The organism is Actinoplanes sp. 13 (assembly GCF_056134165.1).
Genome location: NZ_JBVYOQ010000015.1, coordinates 124,104 through 146,258, shown reverse-complemented (window position 1 = coordinate 146,258; position 22,155 = coordinate 124,104). Strand labels below are relative to the sequence as shown.

26 protein-coding genes and 1 riboswitch are annotated in these 22,155 nt (G+C 72.9%); of the genes, 13 read left to right on the top strand and 13 right to left on the bottom strand.

All coding sequences use genetic code 11. The features are described from left to right. The first annotated feature begins 23 nt into the window (after positions 1-23). From AC0NH5_RS26715 to AC0NH5_RS26705, 3 genes are all read left to right on the top strand, one after another. A complete protein-coding gene (locus tag AC0NH5_RS26715; RefSeq protein WP_474408841.1) occupies positions 24-761 on the top strand; it encodes a VOC family protein in 738 nt (245 codons plus the stop codon). Positions 762-805: 44 nt separating this feature from the next. After that, positions 806-1,015, top strand: a complete 210-nt coding sequence (locus AC0NH5_RS26710; RefSeq protein WP_474408838.1) for a dodecin — start codon at positions 806-808, stop codon at positions 1,013-1,015. Between the two features lie 94 nt (positions 1,016-1,109). Next, positions 1,110-1,781 (top strand): hypothetical protein, encoded by a 672-nt coding sequence (locus tag AC0NH5_RS26705; protein WP_474408836.1) that lies wholly within the window; start codon positions 1,110-1,112, stop codon positions 1,779-1,781. Between the two features lie 293 nt (positions 1,782-2,074). Here the strand turns inward: AC0NH5_RS26705 and AC0NH5_RS26700 are convergent, their stop codons facing one another. Genes AC0NH5_RS26700 through AC0NH5_RS26685 form a run of 4 tightly spaced genes read right to left on the bottom strand, consistent with a single transcriptional unit; the run spans position 2,075 to position 4,026 of the window. Continuing rightward, positions 2,075-2,236, bottom strand: coding sequence for a hypothetical protein (locus AC0NH5_RS26700; protein ID WP_474408834.1), 162 nt, complete (start codon positions 2,234-2,236; stop codon positions 2,075-2,077). 60 nt (positions 2,237-2,296) lie between these two features. Further along, positions 2,297-3,226 carry a DUF1648 domain-containing protein gene (locus AC0NH5_RS26695; RefSeq protein WP_474408832.1) on the bottom strand — a complete coding sequence of 310 codons (930 nt, stop codon included), beginning with the start codon at positions 3,224-3,226 and terminating at the stop codon, positions 2,297-2,299. Beyond that, positions 3,223-3,573, bottom strand: coding sequence for a GntR family transcriptional regulator (locus tag AC0NH5_RS26690; protein WP_474408829.1), 351 nt, complete (start codon positions 3,571-3,573; stop codon positions 3,223-3,225). The genes AC0NH5_RS26695 and AC0NH5_RS26690 overlap by 4 nt, the downstream gene beginning before the upstream one ends. Before the next feature lie 21 nt (positions 3,574-3,594). Then, positions 3,595-4,026 (bottom strand): MarR family winged helix-turn-helix transcriptional regulator, encoded by a 432-nt coding sequence (locus AC0NH5_RS26685; protein WP_474408826.1) that lies wholly within the window; start codon positions 4,024-4,026, stop codon positions 3,595-3,597. Between the two features lie 56 nt (positions 4,027-4,082). Between AC0NH5_RS26685 and AC0NH5_RS26680 the strand changes: the two genes are divergently transcribed. Together AC0NH5_RS26680 and AC0NH5_RS26675 are read left to right on the top strand one after the other, a co-directional pair. Further along, on the top strand, positions 4,083-5,105 hold the full coding sequence (locus AC0NH5_RS26680) for an LLM class flavin-dependent oxidoreductase (protein ID WP_474408824.1): 1,023 nt from the start codon (positions 4,083-4,085) through the stop codon (positions 5,103-5,105). Positions 5,106-5,107: 2 nt separating this feature from the next. Further along, positions 5,108-5,761 carry an NADPH-dependent F420 reductase gene (locus tag AC0NH5_RS26675; protein WP_474408947.1) on the top strand — a complete coding sequence of 218 codons (654 nt, stop codon included), beginning with the start codon at positions 5,108-5,110 and terminating at the stop codon, positions 5,759-5,761. 57 nt (positions 5,762-5,818) lie between these two features. On the opposite strand, the gene AC0NH5_RS26670 is transcribed toward AC0NH5_RS26675, so the two are convergent. After that, the gene (locus AC0NH5_RS26670) at positions 5,819-6,184 is read right to left on the bottom strand and encodes a VOC family protein (RefSeq protein WP_474408821.1); all 366 of its coding nucleotides are present in this window, start codon (positions 6,182-6,184) and stop codon (positions 5,819-5,821) included. 69 nt (positions 6,185-6,253) lie between these two features. Between AC0NH5_RS26670 and AC0NH5_RS26665 the strand changes: the two genes are divergently transcribed. From AC0NH5_RS26665 to AC0NH5_RS26650, 4 genes are all read left to right on the top strand, one after another. Further along, a complete protein-coding gene (locus tag AC0NH5_RS26665) occupies positions 6,254-6,889 on the top strand; it encodes a winged helix-turn-helix transcriptional regulator (RefSeq protein WP_474408818.1) in 636 nt (211 codons plus the stop codon). After that, positions 6,886-7,110, top strand: a complete 225-nt coding sequence (locus tag AC0NH5_RS26660) for a helix-hairpin-helix domain-containing protein (protein ID WP_474408815.1) — start codon at positions 6,886-6,888, stop codon at positions 7,108-7,110. Before AC0NH5_RS26665 ends, AC0NH5_RS26660 begins: the two co-directional genes overlap by 4 nt. Next, positions 7,107-8,162 carry a gamma-glutamylcyclotransferase family protein gene (locus AC0NH5_RS26655; RefSeq protein ID WP_474408813.1) on the top strand — a complete coding sequence of 352 codons (1,056 nt, stop codon included), beginning with the start codon at positions 7,107-7,109 and terminating at the stop codon, positions 8,160-8,162. Before AC0NH5_RS26660 ends, AC0NH5_RS26655 begins: the two co-directional genes overlap by 4 nt. A 68-nt stretch (positions 8,163-8,230) precedes the next feature. After that, positions 8,231-8,539, top strand: a complete 309-nt coding sequence (locus AC0NH5_RS26650) for a DUF3040 domain-containing protein (RefSeq protein WP_474408811.1) — start codon at positions 8,231-8,233, stop codon at positions 8,537-8,539. Here the strand turns inward: AC0NH5_RS26650 and AC0NH5_RS26645 are convergent. Further along, a complete protein-coding gene (locus AC0NH5_RS26645) occupies positions 8,527-9,804 on the bottom strand; it encodes a hypothetical protein (RefSeq protein WP_474408809.1) in 1,278 nt (425 codons plus the stop codon). The two genes, AC0NH5_RS26650 and AC0NH5_RS26645, sit on opposite strands and share 13 nt — an antisense overlap. Before the next feature lie 82 nt (positions 9,805-9,886). Here AC0NH5_RS26645 and AC0NH5_RS26640 point away from each other — a divergent pair, with 82 nt between their 5' ends. Then, on the top strand, positions 9,887-11,275 hold the full coding sequence (locus AC0NH5_RS26640) for a serine hydrolase domain-containing protein (RefSeq protein ID WP_474408808.1): 1,389 nt from the start codon (positions 9,887-9,889) through the stop codon (positions 11,273-11,275). Position 11,276: 1 nt separating this feature from the next. Here the strand turns inward: AC0NH5_RS26640 and AC0NH5_RS26635 are convergent, their stop codons facing one another. From AC0NH5_RS26635 to AC0NH5_RS26615, 5 genes are all read right to left on the bottom strand, one after another. Beyond that, positions 11,277-12,344 carry a hypothetical protein gene (locus tag AC0NH5_RS26635; protein ID WP_474408806.1) on the bottom strand — a complete coding sequence of 356 codons (1,068 nt, stop codon included), beginning with the start codon at positions 12,342-12,344 and terminating at the stop codon, positions 11,277-11,279. Positions 12,345-12,402: 58 nt separating this feature from the next. Then, entirely contained in the window at positions 12,403-12,846 is a 444-nt protein-coding gene (locus AC0NH5_RS26630; protein ID WP_474408804.1) for a MarR family transcriptional regulator, read from the bottom strand. 45 nt (positions 12,847-12,891) lie between these two features. Further along, on the bottom strand, positions 12,892-13,524 hold the full coding sequence (locus AC0NH5_RS26625) for a nucleotidyl transferase AbiEii/AbiGii toxin family protein (protein ID WP_474408802.1): 633 nt from the start codon (positions 13,522-13,524) through the stop codon (positions 12,892-12,894). Next, positions 13,521-13,859, bottom strand: a complete 339-nt coding sequence (locus tag AC0NH5_RS26620; protein ID WP_474408799.1) for a hypothetical protein — start codon at positions 13,857-13,859, stop codon at positions 13,521-13,523. The genes AC0NH5_RS26625 and AC0NH5_RS26620 overlap by 4 nt, the downstream gene beginning before the upstream one ends. A gap of 274 nt (positions 13,860-14,133) precedes the next feature. After that, positions 14,134-15,087 (bottom strand): dioxygenase family protein, encoded by a 954-nt coding sequence (locus AC0NH5_RS26615; protein ID WP_474408797.1) that lies wholly within the window; start codon positions 15,085-15,087, stop codon positions 14,134-14,136. A gap of 172 nt (positions 15,088-15,259) precedes the next feature. Here AC0NH5_RS26615 and AC0NH5_RS26610 point away from each other — a divergent pair, with 172 nt between their 5' ends. Then, positions 15,260-16,162 (top strand): hypothetical protein, encoded by a 903-nt coding sequence (locus tag AC0NH5_RS26610; protein WP_474408794.1) that lies wholly within the window; start codon positions 15,260-15,262, stop codon positions 16,160-16,162. 142 nt (positions 16,163-16,304) lie between these two features. Here the strand turns inward: AC0NH5_RS26610 and AC0NH5_RS26605 are convergent, their stop codons facing one another. Together AC0NH5_RS26605 and mgrA are read right to left on the bottom strand one after the other, a co-directional pair. Continuing rightward, complete coding sequence (locus AC0NH5_RS26605; RefSeq protein ID WP_474408791.1) at positions 16,305-16,982, bottom strand: nucleotidyltransferase domain-containing protein; 678 nt, start codon at positions 16,980-16,982, stop codon at positions 16,305-16,307. Between the two features lie 154 nt (positions 16,983-17,136). Continuing rightward, positions 17,137-18,132, bottom strand: coding sequence for an L-glyceraldehyde 3-phosphate reductase (gene mgrA / locus AC0NH5_RS26600; RefSeq protein ID WP_474408788.1), 996 nt, complete (start codon positions 18,130-18,132; stop codon positions 17,137-17,139). Between the two features lie 116 nt (positions 18,133-18,248). Here mgrA and AC0NH5_RS26595 point away from each other — a divergent pair, with 116 nt between their 5' ends. Continuing rightward, entirely contained in the window at positions 18,249-19,022 is a 774-nt protein-coding gene (locus tag AC0NH5_RS26595) for an alpha/beta fold hydrolase (protein WP_474408785.1), read from the top strand. 74 nt (positions 19,023-19,096) lie between these two features. Then, a riboswitch (glycine riboswitch) is annotated at positions 19,097-19,199 on the top strand. A gap of 74 nt (positions 19,200-19,273) precedes the next feature. Next, a complete protein-coding gene (gene gcvP / locus AC0NH5_RS26590; protein WP_474408944.1) occupies positions 19,274-22,087 on the top strand; it encodes an aminomethyl-transferring glycine dehydrogenase in 2,814 nt (937 codons plus the stop codon). The last annotated feature ends 68 nt before the right edge of the window (positions 22,088-22,155 follow it).

Below are 22,155 nucleotides of genomic sequence, written 5' to 3'. Positions count from 1 at the left end.
GCGGCCCGGTAGGGTCGGGCGGCATGGTGCTGCGTCTCGTCCAGGTGAACCTCAAGGCCCGCGACGACGCGGCGGTCGGCCGGTTCTGGGCGGCGGCCCTCGGCTGGGACGTCTCCGGCGGCCGGGGAGCGACCTGCGTCGCCCCTGCCGGCTTCGTCTGGACCGATCCCGGCGCCCCGGTCTGCGTCGACGTCATCGCCGTCCCCGCACCCGGCACAGTGCGGTACCGCCTGCACCTCGATCTCGCCACCACCTCCGCGGCCCATCAGCGGGAGCTGGTCACCCGCCTGACCGACCTCGGTGCGAAGCCCGCCGACGTGGGCCAGGGCGACGTGCCGTGGACCGTCCTGGCCGACCCGGAAGGCAACGTGTTCTGCGTGCTCGACCCCCGGGAGAGCTACCGGGACACCGGCCCGATCGCCGCGATGGTGGTCGACTGCGCCGATCCGCCGGCGCTGGCCCGCTTCTGGGCGGAAGCGATGAACTGGACCGTGCACGAGGTGACCGGCGACCACGCGCGGCTCCGGTCGCCCCGGGGCGACGGCCCGTTCCTGGAGTTCCTCCGCACCGCCGGCGTGCCGGCCGCGCGGCACCGCGCCCACCTCGACCTGGTGCCGTGCCCCGGGGACGACCAGGCAGCCGAGGTGGCCCGGCTGCGCAAGCTCGGCGCGGCGCCCGCCGACGTGGGCCAGGGCGACGTCTCGTGGATCGTCCTCACCGACCCCGAGGGCAACGACTTCTGCGTCCTCGCCCCGGCCTGACGCGGCGACGGCCGAACCGGGGCCGGTCCTGGCAGGCTGAGGGCATGACTCATCACGTGTACCGGCTGACCGAGGTCGTCGGCAGCAGCCCGGACAGCATCGACGACGCCATCCGCACCGCGATCAGCAAGGCCGCCCGGACGGTCCGCAACATCGAGTGGTTCGAGACCAAGGAGATCCGCGGGCAGGTGGCCGAGGGCGAGGTGGCCCACTTCCAGGTCACCCTGAAGATCGGCTTCCGGGTCGAGGACTGACCGCCTACGGGGTGCCACCCGGGGTGGCACCCCGTCCCGGCCGAAGGTCGCCGGCCGGCTGGATCATCCGATCGATCGGTGTCACCATGTCGGCATGGGTGTGCGGGGGTGGCCACGCAGCCGGCACTGGCGTGGTGTCCGCTTCCGGATCCTGCTGACCGACCCGTCCTGCCCGGACGCCGCCGACCGGGCCCGGCAGGTCGCGCCGCTGGACGCCCTCGCCCTGATGCGCCAGAACGTCGAGCGGCTGGACGCCATGCTGCGGTCGCTGCCGGCGCTGCGCCGTGGGCAGTTCGAGGTGCGGGTGAGCACGGCCGGGCCGGCGCACGCGCTTCACAGGGTGGACAACTGGATGTCGTACGGAGTGTTCCGCGACCGCCGGGTCAGCGAGAGCTCGCAGCGGGAGGTGCCGGTGCGCGGGGACATCGGCGAGCTGGCGCTGGAGGCGTTCGAGACCCGGTGGAACGGGACCGGCCTGCTGGGGATCGCCGAGCACTACCGGATGACGCTGCGCTTCACTGACGACGGCACCGTCGCCGACCAGGACCTGCCCTACGTGGTGCACGACGGCGAGCGGTGGGTGAACGTCAACCCGGACGCCCTCGCCTTCGCCTATCACCCGGGTCACCAGGTCGCCGTGCCCGGCGACGGGCGGTACGTGCCGGCCGTGCCGGCCCCCGAGACGAGGGACCGGGTGCTGGCGCTGTACGCCGCGAAGTACGGCCCCGGCCGCGGCCCCGTCCTGCTTCGCCTGAGCGCCGCCTGAGTCGCCTGTCCGGCGACCCGGAAGGCGCCCTTGCCGGCGTGTTTCACCTTGTCCATCGCCTCGTCGGCGGTGCACAGCAGCGCAGCCGCCCGCCGCGACAGCCGGGCCCACGCCGGCGCGGACCGGGCCTCGTCGTCGCTGACTCCCGGCACGGCTGCTCCAGCGTCCGGACGATGCGGTGCGCGGTGGCGCTGAGACCGCCGGGCTGTGGCTGCGTGAGGAGCACCGTGAACTCGTCGCCGCAGGGCTCCCGGAACGCGGCCACCTGCCGGCGCCCGGCTGGTCCGAGCGGGTCAGCGACGGACGACGTGACCGGTCTTGGCGGCGGGGTGGCGGGACAGCAGGCGGACGTCGCTGTGGTCGGTGTCCGTCTCCGCCGGCGGGGGCGTCAGGGCCTCCGCCAGCTTGTCGCCGTGGATCTTCTTGGACTCCGCGGATGCGTGTTGTTCTGCCATCAGTCCATCGTCGTCCAGCCGCACCGGCCGCGGAGCAGAATCGGCGAGCCGATCAAGGCGTCAGTTCTCGGCCCGCGCCTGGAGGGCGGTGAGCAGCGCCGCCGGCACCTCGGGCCGGTCGATGGTGACGGCGAAGCGGCGCCCGTCGTTCGTCAGCAGAACCAGCGCGGGCCCGCCCCTGAGGACCAGCGCGGACCGGCCGGGGATGACCCGGTAACCCCAGCCGCCCCACTCCACCGGGTTGATGTCGTCGGCCTGCGCGGCGACGATCGACCGGAGCGGGATCTGCTTGAGCGTCACGCCGGCCAGGCCCGCCACCAGGCGTACGCCGCGCCGGTCGACGGTGACGCGGATCCGGCTGAAGGCCACCGCCGCGCCGATCGCCACCACCGTGACCAGCCACAGGAGGGGCTCCAGCGTGGCAGCGAAGATCGCGATGACCGCCGCGGTGGCTGCCGTCAGGCCGGTCAGCCACGGTGAGCTGACCGTGGTGCTGTAAGCGGCGCGCTCCGTCGGCGTCAGCCCGAGCGTGTCCTCGGCGGGGGCGATCGTCGCCCGGGCCAGCTTCGGGCGACCGGCCGCCGCCCAGACCACGACGCCCCAGGCCAGGCCCAGCAGGAGCCATCCGAAGCGCGGTCCGAGCCGGGGATCGGCCGGGTTCGCGAGGCCGGCGGTCGCGGTGGCGACCCAGACGCCGGCGCACGCGCCGGTGGCCGCACCGCTGCCCACCAGCCAGAAGCGGGCCCCGACGGCGTCCTCCCCGCGGGCGCTGAACGCCGCTGCGAGGGCCGCCACCGCGGCGACGATGCTCACCGTCAGCAGCGTCGCGAACAGGCCGGTGGTCGAGCTGAACCGGTCGGCCGCGCCGGTTCCGTTCCAGTGCGACGCGATCCGGCCGGGCAGCTCCGGCCGCCACGCGAACCACGTCGCCGCGGTCGCGGCCACCGGCAACCAGACCAGCCCGGCCGCCGTCCACACTCTTCTGTTCATTGCGCCTCCCTCACGATCGCGACGATCTCGGCCTCGTCCAGGCCTTGGCGCCGGGCCTCCCGCACGAACTGCCGGGCGAGCTCGACCAGTCGCAGCCGGGTGGCGTCGGCATCGCCCCGCACCACCGCGCCGCGACCCCGCCGGAGCTCGATCAGCTCCTCGTCGCGCAGTCGCGCGTAGGCCCGCAGCACGGTGTGCAGGTTGACGTCGAGCACCTCGGCCAGCTCCCGCGCGGACGGCAGGCGCTCGCCCGGGGCCAGCTCTCCGCGGACGACCCCACCCCGCACCTGAGCAGCGATCTGATCAGCGAGGGGCTCGGCGGCCGCCACATCCACCCGGAACAACATGTTCGCATTCTACTATAACAATCATGCGGGGTCGACGGTCGTCTTCCGCAACGCGCCGGTGACGTCCTCGAGGGCGGCCAGCTGCTCCGGGGTCAGGGCGTCGACGAAGAGTTCCTTGACGGCGCGCAGATGCGGGAAGGTCGCCGCCGAGAAGGCCCGCGCGCCCTCCTCGGCCAGGACCACGGTGGGCTCCCGGCGGATCAGGCCGCGCCGCTCCATCCGGGTCAGGTGGTGCGACAGCCGGCTGCGCTCCCAGCCGATCGTGCGGGCCAGCGCGGACGGGCGCAGCCGACGGTCCGGCGCCTCGCTCAGCACCAGCAGCACGGTGTAGTCGCCGGGGGAGAGGCCCGCCTCGGCCTGCAGGCGTGCCGCCAGCCGGCTGCGCAACGCCTCCGTGGTCTCGATGAAGTCCCGCCAGACGCGAAGTTGATCGCGCGTGGGAAGCCTGGGCATAAGCGGCCACCTCCGAGTGTTGACGTGTCAACAGTAACCACCTGGAGGGACTAGTCATGATCCTGGGCCTCGACACTTTCGGGGACGTGCCGGTCGACGACACCGGTGCGCCCGTCTCGCACGCCGCCGCGATCCGGCAGGTCGTCGAGGAGGCGGTCCTCGCCGACGATCTCGGCGTCGACGCGATCGCTCTGGGCGAGCACCACCGCCCGGAATACTCGATCTCCACGCCGGAGACGGTGCTGGCCGGCATCGCGTCGCGCACCTCGCGGATCCGGCTCGCGTCGGGCGTCACGGTGCTCAGCTCGGACGACCCGGTCCGGGTGTTCCAGCGCTTCGCCACGGTGGACGCGCTGTCGCGCGGGCGGGCCGAGGTGATCCTCGGCCGGGGGTCGTTCACCGAGTCGTTCCCGCTGTTCGGGTACGACCTCGCCGACTACGACGTGCTGTTCGAGGAGAAGCTCGACCTGTTCGTCAAGCTGCTCGACGAGAAACCGGTCACCTGGTCGGGGACGGTGCGCGCGTCGTTGGCGGACGCCGACGTCTATCCCAAGACCGACGGCGGTCTCACCGCCTGGGTCGGCGTCGGCGGCTCACCCCAGTCGGTGGTGCGCACCGCACGGCACGGCCTGCCGCTGATGCTGGCGATCATCGGCGGGCAGCCCGCGCGGTTCGCGCCCTACATCGACCTCTACCGGCGGGCGGCGGACCAGCTCGGCACCGTCGCGCACCCCGTCGGCATGCACTCGCCCGGCTTCGTCGCCGACACCGACGCCGAGGCCAAGGAGCTGTTCTACCCGGCCTACAAGGTGATCCGCGACCGGATCGGCGCCCTTCGCGGCTGGCCGCCGCTGCGCAGGGCCGAGTTCGACGCCGAGGTGGAGCACGGCTCGCTCTACATCGGCTCGCCGGAGACGGTCGCCCGCCGCATCGCCGGCGCCGTCGGGTCGCTCGACGTCGGGCGCTTCGACATGATCTACACCGCGGGCGCGCAGAGCACGAGCGCCCGGATGCGCGCGGTCGAGCTCTACGGCACGAAGGTGATCCCCATGGTCCGCGACATGATCTCGGAGGCGTGACGATGACTTCCCCCGGCCCGGCGACCGTCGGCATCCTCGGCGCCGGCAAGCTCGGCACCGTGCTGGCCCGGCTCGCGGTCGCCGCCGGCTATCGCGTGCTGGTGGCCGGCTCCGGCGACCCGTCCCGGATCTCGCTGATCGTCGAGGTGGTGACGCCCGGCGCGACCGCGGTGTCCGCCGCCGAGGCCGCCGCGCGGGCCGACGTCGTGGTGCTCGCGCTGCCGCTGGGCAAACATCGCACCCTCCCGGTGGACGCGTTGCGCGGCAAGCTCGTCCTCGACGCCATGAACTACTGGTGGGAGGTGGACGGCATCACCTCGGCCTACGCCGACTCCAGCTCGACGGTCCAGGCGTTCCTACCGGGGTCGCGGGTGGTGAAGGCCTTCAACCACATGGGTTACCACGATCTCGACGCCGGTCCGCGCCCGCCGGGAGCGCCGGACCGCAAGGCGATCGCGATCGCCGGCGACGACCCGGGCGCGCTGCGGGAGGCCGCCGAGGTCGTCGATCGGCTGGGCTTCGACCCGGTCGTCGCGGGCGGGCTCGCCGCCGGCGTGCGGATGGAGCCGGGCACCCCGATCTTCGGCGCGAACACGGACGCCGCGGGGGTGGTCGCGCTTCTTTCCCACCCCACTGATGTACGGGTCAGCGAATAGTCCCGCTGACCCGCGCGACCACCCGGGCCGGTCCGGATGGTCGCGCGGCCGCCGGCGTCAGGCCGGCCCGGCGACCCCGATCAGGTTGCCCACGGGGTCGGTGAACCGGCCGACCACCAGCTCGCCCGGGTTGCCCTCCGGGCCCAGCACCCGGGTTCCGCCCAGGCTCTCCGCCTGCCGTAACGCCGCCTCCACGTCGTCGACGCCCACGTAGAGCAGCACCTTCGGCTGGTGTCCCGGGCCGCCGGCCACGCCACCGTTGAGGCCCGCGTTGTCGACGAAGCCGTATTCGCCGGGCTGCGACACCGTCTCCGTCATCGCGTCGCCCACCTGGAAGGACCAGCCGAACAGCGCTCCGTAGTAGTCGCGCAGCTTCCCCGGTTCGGTGCCGATGATCTCGAAGTGCACCACCTGCTGTGCCATTACGACTCCCTCGATAGTTGTTAAAAACAACCACATAGTATGGGAGTTGAACCGCGACGGGGAGGTCCGATGCCGACGAACCGGAGTTACGGCGACGGCTGCGGGATCGCCCGCGCCCTCGACGTGATCGGTGAACGCTGGGCCCTGCTGGTCGTCCGGGAGCTGCTGTTCGGCCCGCGGCGCTTCACCGACCTGCGGCGGGCCCTGCCCAACGCCAGCTCCAACCTGCTCGCCGACCGGCTCCGCGAGCTCGACGGCCGGGGCGTGATCCACCGCCGCCGGCTGCCGCCGCCGGCCGGCTCGTGGGTGTACGAACTCACCGGCTGGGGCCGCGAGCTGGAGCCGGTCGTGCTGGCCCTGGGGGAGTGGGGCCTGCGCGTGCCGCGACCACCGGAGCCCCACATCAGCGCCGCCTCGATGCTCATCTACCTGCGGGCCGCGGCCCGGCCCGGCCCGGCCGCGGCCACCTATGGCGTCGAGCTGGACGGTCAGGTGTGGACGGTCCGCACCGCCGACGGCTCGGTGCAGGTCACGTCCGGCGAGCCCGCCGACTGCGACGCCCGCATCAGCACCGACCCGGCCACTCTCAACGCGCTGCTCGGCGACCCGGCCGCGCTGGACGCGGCGATCGCCGCCGGCACCGTCACGGTGACCGGCCGGCGGGCCGCCCTGGACCGGCTGCTCGCTTCTATGGTGGTCGGATGAGCACCCGCGACGTGCCGGCCCGCATCGGCGACCTGCCCGCGATCGGCCGCCCCGCCACCAGCGCCTTCCTGCTCGCCGGCATCACGACGCTCGACGGGGTCGCCGGGCACCGGCGCCGGGACCTGCTGGCCATGCACGGCGTCGGGCCGAAAGCGATCAGCATCCTCGCCACCGCCCTCGCCGCGCGGGGACTCGACTTCGCCGACCCGGCGGAGCCGTGAACCCGCCGTCCGCCCGGCCGGCGTCCGGCTTCCTCGTCGACCCCTATCCCGGTGACCGCCCGACCGGCTCCTGGGTGATCGACCGCACCGGGCACTGCCTGCACGTGACCCCCGACGAGGGGATGCCCAGCGGCTGGGCCGTCCACCAGGATGCCGGGCGCCTCTGTCTCGACGGCTGGCTCGCCGCCCAGGGCGCCACCCGCCTCGCCGACCGGGTGCCGCTGCTCAGTTACGGGTCGAACGCCTGCCCCGGCAAGGTCCTGATGAACGGCACCCCGCTGCCGGCGGTGAACCTCGCCTGCGAGATGGCGGGCCTGGCGTCGGCCTGGTGCGCCGGGACCACCCGGGCCGGCCGCCTCCCGACCACGCTGGCCGCCGTCCCTGACCACGTGGAGTCCGCGGTGGTGACCATGGCGGATCCCGCCGAACTCGCCCGCCTCGACGTCATCGAGGGCCGGGCCACCGGCTGGTACGCCCTGCAGGTCCTGCACACCGGCCGGGTCACGCTGGAGAACGGCGCCCGCGTCCTGCGCCCGGCGGCCTATGTCGGAGGCCGTCCCGAACGTCACCCGGCCCTGGTGGACGGCCGCCCCCACCTCCGGACCGCCGCACCCGCGCGCCTGCCGGCCGTACCCCCGCCGTCGTTGCAGTCGATTGGTGCCGACGTCCCACCCGGCGCCTACCCGCATCCCGGGGAATGCACCCCCGCGGTGTTCGCCTACGGCACGCTGATGCCCGGCCGGATTCGCGCCCACCTGCTGGCCGGCCGCCTGACCGCCGAGCCGTGGGACGCCGAGGTGTCCGGCGACCTGCGCGACACCGGCCGCGGTTACCCGGCCCTCACCGCGTCGGCCGACCGCAAGGCGCCCGGCGTGCTCTGCGAGCTGCGCCCCGAGACGATGCCCGAGACCCTCGCCCTCCTGGACGAGGTCGAGGGCACCGCGGTGGGCCTCTACAGCCGTCAGCCGCGCAACGTGGGCGGGGTCCTGGCCTGGGTCTATGTGGCCGACCGCTGCGCCGGTCTCGGCACCCCGATCGACGCCTGGCGCTGATCGTCACGCGGACCTTCACAAAAGTGTCATGCCATTCGTTGGTCCGAACGCCCCCGAAGGGGGTAGAGGTGGAGGCGGCGGATGGCGTCGCGACGACGGGCGGTGAGTTCGGATTGGCAACCAAGGACACACGTCGGCAGTTCGAGGAGATAGTCGGCCGGCTGGCGGCTGAGGATCCCACCACCTTCACCAGGCCGTCCCGCCGCCCGCCGAGCCGGGCGGTCGTGATGGCGCTCGCACTGGCCGGCGCCGTGCTGTGGGGCGGCCTCTCGGTCCTGATGGTCGTCTGGGGCACCGTCGGCATCCTGATCACCGCCGGCACCGTCGCCGCCGTGATCGGCGCCGCCGTCGTGCTGAACCGCCGCTACCGCGACTGACCCGGCCGGGCTGCCGGCTGTTCGGAGGCCGAGGGCGGAGGGACGGCCTTCGGCGGGTCGGTGGCCGCCACGGTGCCGCCCTGGAAGGCCGGCTCGGTGACCCCAGGCGCTCCCGGGGAGCGCGCTCCCACGAGTTGCAGCTGTCGGCCCGCGCCGGTGTCGACCGTGAACATGACAACGCCGAGTCGCTGACCGTCACCCTGTCGGTCATGGACGATCCGCACGGTGCAAGAAGTCCGGTCGACCGGCACCTGCCCGGTGCATCCATCCGGGAGAAGGTCGAAGCCCTCGCCCGTGACCTTCACGTCCGTCACGGTCAAGGGTGCGGCGGAACTGTTGGTCGCGCGCAGGACCGTACCCCTTCCCGTAGCGATGGGGGCCGGATCGCCTGGGCCGAGGGCGAAACCGAAGTCGACGCCGTTCGTGGTCGCCGGACCGTCCGGCTCCGCGCCGCCACCGTCGTTGTCGTTGTCGTTCGGCGAGTTTCCGGGGCTCTCGGGGGTGTTGCCCTGCTCGTCGTCCGGTTCCCTCTGACTGTCGTCGTCGTTCTCGCCGTTTCGCGTTCGGTCGGTCCCGTCCGCGCCGGCTGGAGAGGTGACGTCGGTGCCTGAACTCGACTGGCCCCCCGGGACCGGGCGAGTTGCCGCGCTGCGGGTCCAACCGGCAGGCACCAGGAAATAGCGGGAACTGCTGCGAATCAGCAGCCGTGGACCTGTGTACCGGTAGCGGTAGGCCGGATCGGGCGCCGATATCCGCGTCTCCGTCACACCCGGCCCCGAGACCACCAGGGCCTGCTCGCTGAAGATCGTGACACGCGGCCGGTCCTGGATCGCCGACGCGAGCCGCTGTCCCCGGCCGCGACCCAGCGCCGCCGCGTACAGCGACGCCGCCGAGAAGGCGGTGAGCAGCACGAGCAGCAGCACCAGAGCGGTGGTGACGCGCTCCCATACGGACACCGGCGGGGACCCGCGCGTCCCCGTCCGCTGCGGAACCCGCATGCCGTACGCCGCAGCCAGCGCGCCGCCGCCGCCGCCGAGAATCATCGGTGGGAGCAGGTAGTGCAGCCAGCGCTGGGGAGCGAACATGACGTAGGTACCGCCGGCCAGAGCGAACAGGCCGACGACCAGTGCCCGCCCGGATACGCTCGCGCCCTGGCTCCGTCCTTCCGCCTCATGAAGAACCCCCTGCTCGGGACCGTAATCCTGGCCATGGTCGGCGGCGCCGACCTGCCGGGTATCCGACTGAGGGCGGCTGCTGTCGACCATGTCGGCGTACCCACCAGGCCGCCTGGATCGCCGGACAGACCGGCACCGGGGCGGAGCCGGCCGTACGCCTAAGGTGTGCCGCATGACGTCCCTCGCGCGTGTCGACCGGTGGCTGTCCGAGCGGTTCGCCGCAGTGCTGGCGGCGCACCGGGTCCCCGGCGCGGCCATCGCGGTCGCGGTCGGCGACGACGTCGTCGAGCACGCGGCCGGGGTGCTGAACACCGCCACCGGCGTGGCGGTCACACCCGACTCGGTGTTCCAGATCGGTTCGGTCACCAAGCCGCTGACCGCCACGCTCGTCCTGCAGCTCGCCGACGAGGGCAGAATCGAGCTGGACGCGCCCGTGCGGCGGTACCTGCCCGGCTTCCGGGTGGCCGACGAGGCCGCCTCGGCGGCGATCACCGTGCGGCACCTGCTGGCCCACACCGCCGGCTTCGGCGGGGACGTCTTCACCGACACCGGCCGCAACGACGACGCGATCGAGCTGTACGTGGCGCGCCTCGCCGGCGTCGAGCAGGACTTCCCGCCCGGAACGATGTTCTCCTACAACAACGCCGGCTACGTCGCGCTGGGCCGCCTGATCGAGGTGCTGCGCGGCCGGCCGTACGCGGCATGTCTCCAGGACGGCCTGATCGGGCCGCTCGGCCTGACCCACACCGCGCTCGGCGCCGAGCGCGCCATCATGTTCCGGGCCGCGGTCGGGCACGTCGGCGGCGGGCCGGACGAGCTGCAGCATCCGGCCCCGGTCTGGAATCTCGCACCCGCGCACGCCCCGGCCGGCTCATTGCTCGCGATGCGCCCTCGGGACCTGCTCGCCTTCGCCAGGATGCACCTGCGGGACGGCGTGGGCCCGGACGGCGCCACCGTGCTGAGCCCCGCCGGCGTCGCCGCGATGCGGCAGGAACAGGTGTCGCTGCCCCCGTTGGCCGGCTTCGGCGACGGCTGGGGACTCGGCTGGGAGCTGGCCCGCTGGCCCGGCGGCACGGTGATCGGCCACTCCGGCAACACCGTCGGGCAGTCGGCGAACCTGCGCGTCGTGCCGGCGGCGGACGTGTCGGTCGCCCTCGTGCAGAACGGTGGGGAGGTGGTTCCGGCGGCGCACGAGCTGATCGGCCACCTGCTGCGGGAGCTGGCCGGGGTCGAGATGCCGGCGCTGCCGCAACCACCGGCCCGGCCCACGCCGGCCGACGTGGACCGGTGTGCCGGCGTCTACGTGTCGCCGGCCGGCGATCTCGTCGTCTCGGGCGACGAGGACGGCCGGCTGTGGCTGGAGCAGCGCCCCGTGGGTGTCTTCGCGGAGCTGGCGCCGGCCGAGCCGGCGGAGGAGTTCGTCCGCCTCGACGGCGACACCTTCGTGCCGGCCCGGCCCCGGTCCGGCTGGCACCGGACGGTGGTGTTCCTGGGCGACGACGGCCGGGGACGCCCGCGATATCTGCACAACGGCCGGGTCAGCCGGCGCGTCGCGCGGTGACTCACTCGTTCCGTGCCGACCGGCCGCGCCGGGCCAGCAGGATGACCAGCACGGCGCCGGCCACGAGCAGGACGCCACCCGCGGCCAGCGCGCCCGCCGGGATGCCGCCCGCGCGGGCCACCGTCGCCTGCGCCGCTGGGGACGAGGCCGGCGGCGCCGGCTCCGCAGCTGCGGAAGAGACCGGCGGCGCCGCCGGCAGTGGATAGCGCAGCACAGCCGTACCGCCGGCCGACTGTTCGGTGACCTCCGAGACGGTGAGCAGCGCTGCCGCGTCCGGGCTGAGCTCCACCGCCTCACCCTGCGGCTCGTCCGGCAGGGCCGTCACCGCCGGTGTGTTCCGGCTGATCGCGCTGACCAGGTCGCCGTCCGGCACGTCGAACACGTAGGCGTCGGCATAGGTGCGCAGCACGGCGCGGCGGCCGTCCGGGCTCGTGCCGCCGCCGGTCACCACGAGGCGGCCGGGGAACCCGAACGGGTTGCTCGTACCGGACGCCGGGATCCTGAAGTCACCGGCTCGCCGCAGCGGGGTGGTCCCGCCGGCGCGGAGCCGGCCCTCGGGCACATAGAGGCCGGCGGTGACCGGATCCTTGGTCACCACGACCGGAACGCCGTCGGATCCGATCAGCAGCGCCTCGGCGTCGTGCGGCCCGTCCGGGTAGGACAGCCGGAACAACGCCGGCCGCCGCGCCCCCGGCGCCAGCCGCCACAGGCCGATCGTGGTGCGGCTGCCGCTGTTGTCGCCGATGTCCCCCACCCAGAGGGTGCCGTCCGGCCCGCGGGCCAGGTCCTCGGTGTCACGGGGCAGGGACGGGTAGGGGACCGCCCGCGTCACCTTGCACCGCCGGTTCAGGAAGAAGATCCGCCGGGCGTCGTCGTCGTCGGCCCCGTCGTTGACCACCACATAGCCGGTCCCGTCGCGGACCAGCCCGGACAGCTCGGTCAGCCGCCGGTCGGTGATCCGGCAGACGGTGGCCGGCGCCTGCTCGGCCACGGCCACCAGCGGCGCGGCCGGCACGGTGCCCCCGGTCAGCACCGTTGTGAGCAGGACCGCCCCCACGGCCGGCACCATCGCGTCCCCTTCGCTGTCGCCCCGACATCCCGGCGCCAACGTACGCCCTGCCGGGTTGCTACACCGTCCCGCCCGTGTTGCGCAGCATCTGATGGATGACTCTCAGCGCCGCCGCGTAGTCCTCGTCGTCGATCTCGGCGCGGATCACCGGCGTGCAGGCCTTCATGTCGAGGCGGGCCGCCTCCCCGGCCTCGGTCAGCCACAGTCGTCCGTCGCCGTCCAGGGTCAGCCACCCCCGGTCGACCAGCACCTCCGCCTCCGCCCCGAGGTCGTCCTCCCGCCGCAGGTAGCCGCGCATCGCCTGGCGCAGCTCGTCCAGCGTCTGCCCCCGGCCGTCGGGGGACAGGTCTTGCTTCGAGAGGTTCCGGAGCAGCCAGAACTGCGGTTGGGTGAACCCGTGGTCAGCCTGCCGCGCCCGGATGTACGCGATCAGCGACTCGTAGGCCACCCCGGTCCAGTAGGCGGCGGGCTGTGCGGCGAGTTCCGCATCGGTCATCGTCATGTCCGGAACCTAGGACTTCAAGGGTGCTTCAGGTCAATGCCCGGGTCACCGGGGCCATCCCGCCAGCCGCTCCCGCAGCCGGGTGATCGCCCGCCGGTCCAGCCCGTACAGCGCGAACCGCGCGTCGTCGAGCCGGTCCAGGTACCGGCCCGCGTCGGCGATGTCTGCGGGGTCCAGCGCCGGGTCCGCCGCGTGCGCCAGCTCGAGCACCCGGTCCAGCGGATAGCGTTCCAGCGCGGCCGCGACGTCGATGTAGTCGCGCACCTCCCGCCGGTTGACCAGGGCCGCCACCTTGGTGGCCACCAGGTCGTCGAGGTGCATGACCGGCCCGACGTCCATCACCACCGGCGCCCGGTGCCGGTCGAGCCGGCACAGCGTCAGCCGCAACGCGCGATGGTCACCGGCGACCAGGAACTCCTGGATGTCCGCGTCCATCCCGGCGAACAACTCGTCGCCCTCCTCGCGGACCACCCGGTAGCCCGCCGCCGACAGCGCCGCCGTCACCTCGCCGGCGGCCGCGGCCACCGCGCCGACCGTGTCGGTGAACAGGTCCACATCCTCGGTCGGCCGTGCCACCAGCCCGTTGACCAGCCACGCCACCCCGCCGCCGAGCACGAACCCGTGCTTGTCGGCGACGGTCAGCGCGATCCGCGCCACGTCGGTGAAGAAGTCGGTCATGAAGTGCGGTGGCGCAGCCGGGGGTGCCGGGCCTCCCACGCCGCTCGGACGCCACGCGGCAGGTTCAGCTCGGGCCAGACGCGGATCAGCGTCGCGCCGTCCAGATAGCCGCGCAGCTCGTCCACCCGGATCGCCTCGCGGAGCACGTTCTCATACATCCACAGCAGCATGGTGTGGTGCCCGAGGTCGAACGCCCGCTGCGGGTGCCACCACAACCGCAACGGCAGCTCCACCAGGCCGGCGGTCGGCCCGCGCAGCTCGCCCAGCGTGCCGGCCACGACGACCGGCCGATGCGGCCGCGCGAGGTGGATGACGGGGGCTGCGCCAGCGGACATGTGACCAGCCTAAACCGACGACCAACCCGCAGGACAAGCCCCTAGGTTCCTAGGATGCTCTAGGCGGTGTGCGGTCGGCCTCCAAAGATCAAGACACGGCGATGGTACGACCTACTTCTGCACGCCGAATCCACTCCGTCCCCGGCCAGGCTCCGGTCTCGCGAACCGTTCGCGGGTAGGGGTGCCTTCCCGCCTCCAAGGCTGAAATCAAGCGCCCGCCCGACGGTGCGTCGAGCGGGCCATGACCTGGTCGCTCCGGCCGGAAGTTGTCCGCTCAGCGGGCCGGCGGCCCGCTCGGGGGCGAGGCGCCGGGGCCACCGGGTGCGCCGGAGGGCCGGCCGTCCCCGGACAACCGGCCTCCGGCCGGCGCGGTACGGGTGTCGACCCGGACAGCGAGAGAGACGGCATAACCGTTGGCGACGTCTCCGGTCACGGTGCCCAGCTGGGCAGCGCCGCCGTCGTCGCCGAACACGTTGTCGGTCGCGAGGCTGAGCCTGCCGAGACTCGTGACGGACTGCTCATAGCCGGTAGTGGCATAGACGGCGTCGCAGGCGTTCTGAGGCAGGGCGATCTGAGACGTCGCGATGGCCTTGGCCGAGTCGGTGATGGCGGCCTGATCGGGGTACACCTCGAAGTGGACGTGCGGCCACCGTCCGGGGTAACAGGCGGGGAAGATGCTGGTGAAGCGGACCTTGCCGGCCGCGTCGGCGATCTGCACCCCGCGCAGATAATTCTCCGCGGTGACACCCTCGGAGTACAGGGAGTAGGCGCCCGCCCGGTCGCAGTGCCACACATAGACGGCGGTGCCGGCGAACGGTGTGCCCCCATCGGCGAGGTTCAGGACGGTGAGCTCCAACGTCATCGGCACGCCCTCGGCCGTACCGCCGGCGGTGCCGAAGCTGGAACGGATGTCGCTGCGCACGATCCCGCTCTGCTCGAGCACGTCAGGGCCGTTGGAGCCGTCACCGGGGTACGGGCCGGCGGTCTCGTCCGGGATCTCGCCGGTCGCCGCAGTCGTGGAAGCGGCGGTGCTCGGATCCGTGCCGTTGCCGCAGGCCGACAGGCCGAGACCGGCGGCGCCGATGCCGAAGGCTCGCAGCAGCTGCCGACGGCCCAGGAGAGTGCCGAGGTCGAAGCCGAGGCCCTGGTCCTCGAGGTCCGCGCCGGGCCGGGCGAGCGCGCGGCCCTGATAGGTCGGTGCGGTGCCGTCCGGCTGGTCTGCATGCATCGGTGGTCTTCCTCCCGAACGAGCCGTATCTCCTGACACGACAACAGTGCCGCCCGCACTCCGGTGGCGGCTGTGTCCATCCTCTGAGTCAGCTGTGCACCATGGGGTCCGCCAGGAACCGATCGGTGGCAGAGTCCGTCTCACCACGGCGACCGACCCGGGGGAGGGGCACATGGCTCGACGGCACCGGCTGCTGACCATCATCGTGATCGCCGCGCTTCTGGGCGGGTGCGGCGACGTTCGAGCCGGCGGCGGTCCCGCACCGGCGGTCGGCGCCGAGCAGAGGCAGGCGCGGGAGGCGCTCGCCCGCTACGACGAGGCGGTCCGGGCGGCCGGAGGCATCCCCAGGTTCGTGCCGATCGGCGACCTCACCGGGCAGGTCGGTGACTGGGAGGCCGCTGCCGGCGACAACCACAAGCGCGCCCTGGCCGCCGCCAAGGTGATCCCCGGCGACGATCTGCCCGCCGCCCCCCGCGCGACCGGCGCGGTGACCTGGCAGGACGGCACCCGCCACACCATTGCGCTGATCTCCGCCACGCAGGCGATCGACGAGATGGCGATGTCCGCCCATCACGAGGACTGCGGCGACTGCCGGCCGCTCGAAGCCACCGGCGCCCGCTTCACCACCGTAACCGTCGAGACCACCCGGGGCCGGGCCGAGACGCCGGCCTGGGAGTACACGCTGAAGGGTACGAAGGTGCGGTTCACCCGGCCGGCGATCGCCCGGACCGCGTCGGTGCGGATCACCCCACCGTCCTGGGATCCGTACAACACTCCGGCCGGCCTGGCGATCGATGCCGCCGCGACCAGCTCGGGCAGCCGCCGGATGACTGTCACTTTCACCGGCAGCCCCGGGCCGGCCTCCGAGCCGTGCGGCGCCGACTACACCGCGACGGCAGTCGAGTCGCCGAACGCGGTGGTCGTCATCGTCGCCACCCGATCCCACGCCGGCACGCAGGCCTGCCCCGCGATCGGCGCTCGCCGGTCCGCGACCGTGGACCTCGCCGAGCCGCTCGGCGAACGCGCGGTCCTCGAGGTGCAGCAGGGCCTGCCGGTCCCGGTGGCGATCGACTGACCTGGGCAGACACCGCAACCCTCAACCTGAAGCTCACTATCAACCTGAGGATGAGGTTGAGGGTCGGCCGCCGCCGGGACAGGCGCGGACCACCAGCTCATGCAACGAGCCGACCGCCGCGGGGACGCGGAAGGCAGCGCCGTCACCACCGCAGGTTCCGCTTCCGGACGTGGGCGAGCAGCGCGTCCACCCGCTCGCGGCCGGGGTGCTCGGGCAGCGCGGTCGCGGCGGCCGCGGCCGCCAGATCGGTGAGCAGCCGGCCGGCCCAGGCGGTGACCGCCTCCCACGGGACCTCGCCGTGCTTGACCGCCAGCAGCTGCTCGCGCAGGTGGCTGACATCCACGAGGACCTGGCCGGTGCGGAGCACGTGCGCGCCCGCCAGCAGCAGCCTGATCATGTGCATGGCCTGCTTGTGGTTGATCTCGCCGGTGCGTTCCCGGCGTGACGCCACCTTGGCCAGCTGGTCGCGCGCGTAGTTGCCGTAGGTCTCCGCTACCCGCCGCGACAGGAAGGCCTCCCGGGTCGCGAGCAGTTCCTCCCCGTCGGGGGTGACCCGTTCGACGAGCGGCGACCAGAGCACTTCCAGGACGGTCGGGTTGGCCTGCAGCGCCAGCACGCAGAACCTTTCGAACTCCCAGGAGAACTGCTCCGCCGCCGGCCCGTCCAGGTGGGCCGGCGGCTTGTCGAGACTCCAGAACGCCCGGGTGGGCGCCGCGTAGACGCCGCGCCGGTCGTGGTCGGACCCCGGACCGTCCAGTCCGTACGCCCGCGACCCGACCACGACCGCCAGCACCGTGTGCCGTTCCACGAGTTCGATCACGGCTGCCGACAGTACGGCGCGACCGCCCCCAGGCACCCGATTTCACCGCCCGAAGCTTGCGTGTGAAGTTGCGCCCACAGAGCGACCTCAACTTCACACGCAAGCTTCGTCCCGAGCGTGTGTGTGAAGTTGCGCCCACAGAGCGACCTCAACTTCACACGTCGAGGACGGTGCCGTCGATCTCGTCAAGCTCGGCGGGGCTGAACTGCGGGGCGTCGAGGGCGGCGATGTTCGACTCCAGCTGCTCGACGCTGCTGGCCCCGATGATCAGGCTGGTCATCCGGGGGTCGCGCAGGGCCCACGCGAGGGCCATCTGCGCCAGGGACTGGCCGCGCCGCTTCGCGATGTCGTTGAGGGCGTGCAGACGGCCCATGGTCTGGTCGTCCAGCGCGCTCTCGTTCAGGAACACGCTGGTGCGGATCCGGGAGTCGTCCGGGATGCCACCGAAGTAGCGGTCGGTGAGCAGGCCCTGCTGCAGCGGGCTGAACGCGATGCAGCCGGCGCCGGCCTCCTCCAGGGTGTCGAGCAGCCGGTCGTGCTCGATCCAGCGGTTGAGGATCGAGTAGGACGGCTGGTGGATCAGCAGCGGGGTGCCGAGTTCGCGCAGGATCCGGGCGGCCTCGGCGGCCCCGGCGCTCTTGTAGTTGCTGATGCCGACGTACAGCGCCTTGCCGGAGCGGACCACCGCGTCCAGGGCGGCCATCGTCTCCTCGAGCGGGGTGTCCGGGTCGGGCCGGTGGTGGTAGAAGATGTCGACGTAGTCCAGGCCGAGGCGCTGCAGCGACTGGTCGAGCGACGACACCAGGTATTTGCGGGAGCCCCAGTCGCCGTACGGGCCGTCCCACATCGTGTAACCGGCCTTGGTCGAGATGATCAGCTCGTCGCGGTACGGCTTGAGGTCGCCGGCGAGCAGCCGGCCGAAGTTGCTCTCCGCGCTGCCCGGCGGCGGCCCGTAGTTGTTGGCCAGGTCGAAGTGGGTGACGCCGAGGTCGAAGGCGCGGCGCACGATGGCGCGCTGCCGGTCGAGGGGGCGGCTGTCGCCGAAGTTGTGCCAGAGGCCGAGCGAGAGCGCGGGCAGCCGGAGGCCGCTGCGCCCGGCGCGGCGGTACGTCATGGACTGGTAGCGGTCGTCGCCGGGGGTGTACGTCACGTGGTTCCTCGTCTCTGCGGATGCGCTGCCCCTGCCATGATGCCGTGCCGCCGATCGTGGCCGCGCGCGACGTTCGGCGATGACGGGGCGGCACCCGGGAGAGCATCATCACCGGTATGCATGTGGTCCACGACGGCCCGGCGGCCGCGCCGCCGCTGCTGCTCCTGCACGGCTCCGGCGCTGCGAACGGCTGCTGGAGCCCGATGGTGCCGGCGCTCACCGCCCGGCACCACGTGATCCGGGTCGATCTGCCGGGGTGCGGCCGGTCGCCGGCGCCGCCCTCCTTCGACGTGCCCGGCCAGGCTCGGCGGGTGGCGGCAATGCTCGACGACCTGGGTGGCGGGCCGATCGCGGTGGCCGGGCACTCCAGCGGCGGCTACGTCGCCACCGCGCTCGCCGAGCAGCGCCCGGACCTGGTCGACGCGCTCACGCTGATCAGCACCGGCCCGAGCGTGTACGCGTTCCTGCCGCAGCCGGCTGTGCTGCGGATCCTGACCGGCCCGCCGCTCGGGCGCCTGCTGTGGGCGGTCCGCACGGACGCGATGGTCCGTCAGGGGCTGCGGGCGGCGTGCGCCCGCCCGGTGGAGATCCCGGACGACGCGGTGGCCGAGCTGCGGGGCATCGGCTGGGACGATTTCCAGGCGGTGCTGCGCGCGAACACGGACTACATCGCCGAGCGCAGCGTCCCGGACCGGCTCATCGCGCTCGCCACCGCCGTACCCACGCTGGTGATCTTCGGCGCGGCCGATCCGCGGTGGAACCCGGCCCGGGCCCGCGAGTACGAGGCGGTCCCCGGCGCCCGGGTGGAGATGCTGCCCGGCATCGGCCACCTGCCGATGTTCGAGGACCCGGAAACCACGGCGCGACTGATGCTCGCCTCCACCGGTTGAGGCGGGCGTTTCTCACAGTGACCGCACGCACAGCGGCTCGGGCGAAGATCCGCTGGTAGGTTGACACTGCCGGCTACACCCGCGCGGGAGAGACCATACGGCCGATCACCGGTCGTGCGGCGCCGAAGGGGCAAATCCTCCCCGGAACCTCTCAGGCAAAAGGACCGCGAGGGCAGGCGACTCTGAAATGCCTAGCTGGGTATGACAGAGGGGGAGGTTGCATGTCGACCTTCTCGAGCCTGGAGTCGCCCATGACATCGTCGCCGTTCGTTTCCCGTCACATCGGTCCGGACCCGGATGAGCAGACCCACATGCTCAAGGCGATCGGGCATCACTCTCTCGACGAGCTGATGGACGCCGCGATCCCCTCGTCGATCCGCTTCCGCGGCGAGCTGGACCTGCCGGCGGGCATCTCCGAGGAGGAGGCGATCGCCGAGCTGCGCGCGATCGCGGGCCGCAACGTGGTGGCCACCTCGATGATCGGGCTCGGCTACTACGGCACCCACACGCCCGCGGTGATCAAGCGGAACGTGCTGGAGAACCCGGCGTGGTACACGGCGTACACGCCGTACCAGCCGGAGATCAGCCAGGGGCGCCTGGAGGCGCTGCTGAACTTCCAGACCATGGTCACCGACCTGACCGGGCTGACCACCGCTAACGCGTCGATGCTGGACGAGGCGACCGCCGTCGCGGAGGCGATGACGCTGGCCCGGCGGGCGTCGAAGAGCAAGAGCACCGTGTACGCGGTGGACGCTGACACGTTCCCGCAGACCCTCGCCGTGCTGCGCACCCGGGCGGAGCCGCTCGGCATCGACGTGCGGCTGGTCGACCTGGACGCGGGCGAGGATCTGCCGGCGGAGTTCTTCGGGCTGCACCTGCAGTACCCGGGTGCGTCCGGCGCGGTCCGCGACCACGCCGCGCTGGTCGAGGCGGCGCACGCGAAGGGCGCCCTGGTCACGGTGGCGGCCGACCTGCTGGCGCTGACCCTGCTGCGCGCCCCGGGGGAGATCGGTGCGGACATCGCGGCCGGCACGACGCAGCGTTTCGGCGTACCCCTGGGATTCGGTGGTCCGCACGCCGGATATCTGGCGGTGCGCGGCGGCCTGGAGCGGTCGCTGCCCGGCCGCCTGGTGGGCGTCTCGAAGGACGCCGACGGCGCGCCCGCCTACCGCCTGGCGCTGCAGACGCGCGAGCAGCACATCCGGCGGGAGAAGGCCACCAGCAACATCTGTACGGCCCAGGTGCTGCTGGCCGTGATGGCGAGCATGTACGCGGTCTACCACGGTCCGCAGGGCCTGAAGGCGATCGCGCAGCGCACCCACGACCACGCCCGCACGCTCGCCGGGGGCCTGACCGCGGCCGGCGTCGAGATCGCGCACCGGGCGTTCTTCGACACCGTCACCGTGGTGGTGCCGGGCCGGGCGGCCGAGATGGTCGAGGCCGCCGCCGCCCGGGGCATCGATCTGTTGCCGGTCGGCGCCGACCGGGTGTCGGTGTCGGTCGACGAGACGACCACGGCGGCCCACGTGGCGACCGTGCTGGAGGTGTTCGGCGCGGCGCCGGCCGAGCCCGCCGCGAGCGAGGTGCGGTCGCTGGCCCGCACCAGCGAGTACCTGACGCACCCGGTCTTCACCACGCACCACTCCGAGACCAGCATGCTGCGGTACCTGCGCAGGCTGTCGGACAAGGACTACGCGCTGGACCGCGGCATGATCCCGTTGGGCTCCTGCACGATGAAGCTGAACGCCACCGCCGAGATGGAGGCGATCACCTGGCCGGAGTTCGCGAACGTGCACCCGTTCGCGCCGGTCACCCGGACCGAGGGCTACGAGGCCCTGGTCGCGCAGCTGGAGGCGTGGCTGGCCGAGATCACCGGGTACGACGCGGTCAGTGTCCAGCCCAATGCCGGGTCGCAGGGTGAGCTGGCCGGCCTGCTGGCGATCCGCGGATATCACCGCTCCCGGGACGAGGCGCACCGCGACGTGTGCCTGATCCCGTCGTCCGCGCACGGCACCAACGCCGCCAGCGCGGTGATGGCCGGCATGCGGGTCGTCGTGGTCGCCTGCGACGCGGACGGCAACATCGACATGACGGATCTGGCCGCCAAGATCGACAAGCACCGGGATGCGCTCGCCGCGATCATGGTGACCTACCCGTCCACCCACGGGGTGTACGAGACCGCGATTGCCGAGCTGTGCGAGCGGGTGCACGAGGCCGGCGGCCAGGTGTACGTCGACGGCGCCAACCTGAACGCCCTGGTCGGGTTCGCCAAGCCGGGCAAGTTCGGCGCCGACGTCTCGCACCTGAACCTGCACAAGACGTTCTGCATCCCGCACGGTGGCGGTGGCCCCGGCGTCGGCCCGGTCGCGGTCCGCGCCCACCTGGCCGAGTTCCTGCCCGGCGACCCGCGCGAGCCCGGCGACCACCACGCGGTCTCGGCGGCGGCGCACGGCTCGGCCGGCATCCTGCCGATCTCCTGGGCGTACGTGCGGATGATGGGCCCGGACGGCCTGACCGCGGCGACCGCCTCGGCGGTGCTGGCGGCGAACTACGTGGCGGCGCGGCTGCGCGAGCACTACCCGGTGCTGTACGCGGGCGACAACGGCCTGGTCGCCCACGAGTGCATCCTCGACCTGCGGCCGATCACCAAGGCCGCCGGCGTCTCGGTCGACGACGTGGCGAAGCGGCTGATCGACTACGGGTTCCACGCGCCGACGATGTCGTTCCCGGTGGCCGGCACGCTGATGGTGGAGCCGACCGAGAGCGAGGACCTGGCCGAGCTGGACCGCTTCATCGCCGCGATGATCGCCGTCAAGGGCGAGATCGACCAGGTGGCGGCCGGCGTCTGGCCGAAGGACGACAACCCGCTGGCCAACGCGCCGCACACGGCGTCGGCGGTCTCGGCGGACGAGTGGGACCACCCGTACCCGCGGTCGGTGGCCGGTTACCCCGGCGGCGTGGACCGGGCGGCGAAGTACTGGCCGCCGGTGCGCCGCATCGACGGGGCGTACGGGGACCGGAACCTGGTCTGCTCGTGCCCCGCGCCGGAGGCGTTCGAGGACTGAGCTGACGGGGCGCGCAGGTCGTGGTCGTCTATGATCGCGGCCTGCGCGTCGCTTCGGTCACGCTCCGT

Excerpts from the sequence above, each read along its gene's own strand:
- AC0NH5_RS26715 (WP_474408841.1), top strand. The coding sequence starts at position 24 with ATGGTGCTGCGTCTCGTCCAGGTGAACCTCAAGGCCCGCGACGACGCG.
- AC0NH5_RS26710 (WP_474408838.1), top strand. The coding sequence starts at position 806 with ATGACTCATCACGTGTACCGGCTGACCGAGGTCGTCGGCAGCAGCCCG.
- AC0NH5_RS26705 (WP_474408836.1), top strand. The coding sequence starts at position 1,110 with ATGGGTGTGCGGGGGTGGCCACGCAGCCGGCACTGGCGTGGTGTCCGC.
- AC0NH5_RS26700 (WP_474408834.1), bottom strand. The coding sequence starts at position 2,236 with ATGGCAGAACAACACGCATCCGCGGAGTCCAAGAAGATCCACGGCGAC.
- AC0NH5_RS26695 (WP_474408832.1), bottom strand. The coding sequence starts at position 3,226 with ATGAACAGAAGAGTGTGGACGGCGGCCGGGCTGGTCTGGTTGCCGGTG.
- AC0NH5_RS26690 (WP_474408829.1), bottom strand. The coding sequence starts at position 3,573 with ATGTTGTTCCGGGTGGATGTGGCGGCCGCCGAGCCCCTCGCTGATCAG.
- AC0NH5_RS26685 (WP_474408826.1), bottom strand. The coding sequence starts at position 4,026 with ATGCCCAGGCTTCCCACGCGCGATCAACTTCGCGTCTGGCGGGACTTC.
- AC0NH5_RS26680 (WP_474408824.1), top strand. The coding sequence starts at position 4,083 with ATGATCCTGGGCCTCGACACTTTCGGGGACGTGCCGGTCGACGACACC.
- AC0NH5_RS26675 (WP_474408947.1), top strand. The coding sequence starts at position 5,108 with ATGACTTCCCCCGGCCCGGCGACCGTCGGCATCCTCGGCGCCGGCAAG.
- AC0NH5_RS26670 (WP_474408821.1), bottom strand. The coding sequence starts at position 6,184 with ATGGCACAGCAGGTGGTGCACTTCGAGATCATCGGCACCGAACCGGGG.
- AC0NH5_RS26665 (WP_474408818.1), top strand. The coding sequence starts at position 6,254 with ATGCCGACGAACCGGAGTTACGGCGACGGCTGCGGGATCGCCCGCGCC.
- AC0NH5_RS26660 (WP_474408815.1), top strand. The coding sequence starts at position 6,886 with ATGAGCACCCGCGACGTGCCGGCCCGCATCGGCGACCTGCCCGCGATC.
- AC0NH5_RS26645 (WP_474408809.1), bottom strand. The coding sequence starts at position 9,804 with ATGGTCGACAGCAGCCGCCCTCAGTCGGATACCCGGCAGGTCGGCGCC.
- AC0NH5_RS26640 (WP_474408808.1), top strand. The coding sequence starts at position 9,887 with ATGACGTCCCTCGCGCGTGTCGACCGGTGGCTGTCCGAGCGGTTCGCC.
- AC0NH5_RS26635 (WP_474408806.1), bottom strand. The coding sequence starts at position 12,344 with ATGGTGCCGGCCGTGGGGGCGGTCCTGCTCACAACGGTGCTGACCGGG.
- AC0NH5_RS26630 (WP_474408804.1), bottom strand. The coding sequence starts at position 12,846 with ATGACGATGACCGATGCGGAACTCGCCGCACAGCCCGCCGCCTACTGG.
- AC0NH5_RS26625 (WP_474408802.1), bottom strand. The coding sequence starts at position 13,524 with ATGACCGACTTCTTCACCGACGTGGCGCGGATCGCGCTGACCGTCGCC.
- AC0NH5_RS26620 (WP_474408799.1), bottom strand. The coding sequence starts at position 13,859 with ATGTCCGCTGGCGCAGCCCCCGTCATCCACCTCGCGCGGCCGCATCGG.
- AC0NH5_RS26615 (WP_474408797.1), bottom strand. The coding sequence starts at position 15,087 with ATGCATGCAGACCAGCCGGACGGCACCGCACCGACCTATCAGGGCCGC.
- AC0NH5_RS26610 (WP_474408794.1), top strand. The coding sequence starts at position 15,260 with ATGGCTCGACGGCACCGGCTGCTGACCATCATCGTGATCGCCGCGCTT.
- AC0NH5_RS26595 (WP_474408785.1), top strand. The coding sequence starts at position 18,249 with ATGCATGTGGTCCACGACGGCCCGGCGGCCGCGCCGCCGCTGCTGCTC.
- gcvP (WP_474408944.1), top strand. The coding sequence starts at position 19,274 with ATGACATCGTCGCCGTTCGTTTCCCGTCACATCGGTCCGGACCCGGAT.